The organism is Rhodococcus wratislaviensis (genome assembly GCF_900455735.1).
Lineage (GTDB): Bacteria > Actinomycetota > Actinomycetes > Mycobacteriales > Mycobacteriaceae > Rhodococcus_F > Rhodococcus_F wratislaviensis.
Genome location: NZ_UAUI01000027.1, coordinates 187746 through 191024, shown reverse-complemented (window position 1 = coordinate 191024; position 3279 = coordinate 187746). Strand labels below are relative to the sequence as shown.

Sequence of the window (3279 nt, the reverse complement as noted above, 5' to 3'; positions counted from 1 at the left end):
CGCGTGTTGCGCGAACCAGATGCCTCGCTGCGCAGCCGACAGCGGAAACGCCCCTTCCGGAGCACCGCTACTACCCGCTGCTTGTCCCGACCCCAAGGGTTACTCCGTTCTCGAACGCGTGGCGACTGCCGCCTGTGTCTTTGGTGGTTCGTAGCTCTCGGTCCCACGGACTGCGTCGTGGGCCGGTCTTCCGATGAACGCCATCACATGAACAGGCCTAGCCGGTTCGAAGCATCTCGCGGAGCGGGGACGTGCCGGGCATGGGACGCCCTGCGCTGATCGAAGAGTTCCACCACACTCGGAGTCGATGTCAGACGATCGTCCGAAACCCGATTGCCTACGACGCTGAACACTCCAAGGCCCTTACATCCCGAACTATCTGCGGTGAGCGGGTTCATACGTGGCTCCGTTCTCTCATCGATCCAACAAGCGGCCACCCAATCGGTGCTCGTCATCCCCCGAGTCGAGAGCCGAGTCTACGGCGCTGGTGGAGGAGCGAAACATCGTCGCGATCATTGCTTCGGCCTCCTCTCGCTCGGTGGTGACAATTTCGGTTCGTACGGTTCTGCGGTAGCGCCGGGAATTACATCGGTGTCGGATCCACTGCCGTTACCGGCGCCGGTGTGACGTACCCAACCCTCGATACTTCCAGAACCAGGCCTGAATTCGATCTTCGACGCGCACATATTCAACAGGCCGAACCACATTCCGGGCACTGTGTACAACCAGAATGCGGATACCGTACCGAGAGTCGGAATTTCGCTAGGTGTACAACTGTCGTATCCAGTTTCATGTTCCGCCTCCCGACTGTTATTCGTGCACGGTGCAACCGATCTGCTGATCGGCCGCGGCGTTGAACACTCACTGCCCCCCGTGACCGCAGTTTTTGCCAACCACCGTGTCTACCAAAGCCCCGCGCAGGTCTCAAAACGGCGAGCACCCGCAGTTGCACATCGGGAATAACCGACCAGGTCAATCGCGCATCCCCGTCGAACGAAAACTTGGACGTTCAAGTGAGCTCCCAGGCTCCGGAAGATCGCCCGCTGACCTGCCACGAGGACGCAGGCACGCGTCCCCGGCGAAGGGACGTGAACCGACGACCCCCGGGCCGCATCCCAACATCTGGAACGCCCTCCCGGGGCGTGGCACTCTCGATGTCCGATTAGTCGTGATCGCGGCGGCGCGGCCAATTGGAGGCCGACGGGAGATTTCTCACATTCGCCGACATGGGAACGACGAACTCCACGGCGCTACCAGGGAGTAACCAAAGTAAGACTAACCTAACCGTTGGCGCCCAACGGCACTGACGTCGACAGACGCGCCGCTCAGCGCCCGTGCCGCGCGAACCAGTCGAGCAGGGCTGGGTCGTCGACGGCGCTGCGGTCCACCGTGCGCCCCGCGTCCGCACCCTGGAAAATGCGCTTGAGAGGCACCTCGAGTTTCTTGCCGGTCCGGGTGTGCGGAATCCCCGGCGCCTCGATGATGTCGTCGGGCACGTGCCGCGGAGAGGCCTGCTCACGTATCGCTCCGCGGATACGCTGCTTCAGCGCGTCGTCGAGTTCCGCCCCCTCCGACAGGACCACGAACAGCGGCATCCAGTATCCGCCGTCCGCCAGGTCGACACCGACGACAAGCGCCTCGGCAACCTCCGGAAGCTTCTCCACCACCTGGTAGATGTCGGCGCTACCCATCCGAATTCCGTTGCGGTTCAACGTGGAATCAGATCTGCCGTGCATCAGGACGGTCCCGCGATCGGTGATCGTGATCCAGTCGCCGTGCCGCCACACTCCGGGAAACACATCGAAATACGCTTCACGGTAACGCTTTCCGTCGGGATCGTTCCAGAACGACACCGGCATGGACGGCATCGGCGCCGTCACGACCAGTTCACCGACCTCCCCTCGCACCGGCTGCCCCGACTCGTCGAACGCGTCGACGGCGACACCCAGGCACGGGCGGACAGCTCCCCTGGCCAGACCGGCACACTCCGCGCTCCCCCGACGAACGCCGACACCACGTCGGTCCCACCGGTGATCGACACGACGGGAACTCGGCGACCGACGTTCTCGGACAACCACAGTGACGACGCCGCCGGCAGCGTGGACCCGGTCAGCCCGACCGCGCGGAGCGCGCTCAGGTCGTGCTCTCGCACGGGGACCACCCCCGCCTTGTCGCACGCGAGAACATAGCCGGGACTGGTGCCGGCCACGGTCACGCCCAGACGTGACACCAAGGCCCACAACGCATCCGGCGTAGGAAAGGACGGGCTTCCGTCGTAACAGACGATGGTGGCCCCCACCAGCAGTCCCGCCGTCTGGAAGTTCCACATCATCCAACTGGGACTGGTGTACCAGAAGAGGGTGTCGTCGCGTCCGACGTCGAGTTGGAGCGCGAGCGACTTCACGTGTTCGAGGAGAACGCCGCCGTGACCGTGCACGATGCCCTTCGGCAGGCCCGTGGTTCCCGAGGAGAACACCACCCACAACGGGTGGTCGAACGGGACGGCGACGGACTCGAGTGCGGCGTCCCGGCCGGTGGCCTCCGCCCAGGTGAGGGTGCCGTCGGCGACGGCGTCCGGATCGAGATGCGGCACGACTACCGTCAGGGCCAGCGACGGCAATCCGCCGCGCAGCTCGGCCGCCGCCGCGAGCCGATCGTGTTCTTTGCCCCCGAACCGGTAGCCGTCCGCGGTGATCAGCGCTTTCGGTTCCAATTGACCCAGGCGATCGAGCGCGGCCGGCGCGGAGTAGTCCTGTCCGCACGCGGCCCACACGGCGCCGAGCGACGCCGTGGCGAGGAACGCGACGACGGCCTCGGGAATGTTGGGGAGGTAGCCGACGACCCGGTCACCGACCCCGACTCCGTGCTCGCGGAGAGTCGCGGCGAGGCCCGCCACCGCGGACCGCAACTCGTCCCACCCGACGGAGATGTCGGTGGCGCCCTCACCTGCGTACAGGATCGCCGGTGTGCCGGGGCGGGCGTTCCGGAAGACGTGGTCGACGTAGTTGAGGGTCGCCCCGGGGAACCAGACGGCACCCGGCATCGCGTCGTCCGCGAGGGCCGGTCCGGGATCGGTGGCGGACCGGATCTCGAAGTAGTCCCACACGTCCCGCCAGAACGCCGCCGGGTCGGCGACCGACCAGCGCCACAGCGCCCGGTAGTCGTCGACCCGGACGCTGTGACGACGGGCGACGAACCGGGCGAAATCGGTGACGACCGCGTCGCGCACGTCGGATTCGGTGGGCACCCATTGCGGATCGGCAGTCATGGGCACCATCT

The 3279-nt window shown here is 65.8% G+C and carries 1 pseudogene; it reads right to left on the bottom strand.

The features are described 5' to 3' along the window. Positions 1–1325 precede the first annotated feature (1325 nt). Positions 1326–3268: pseudogene (locus DTA22_RS32810) on the bottom strand (acetoacetate--CoA ligase). Positions 3269–3279: the final 11 nt, after the last annotated feature.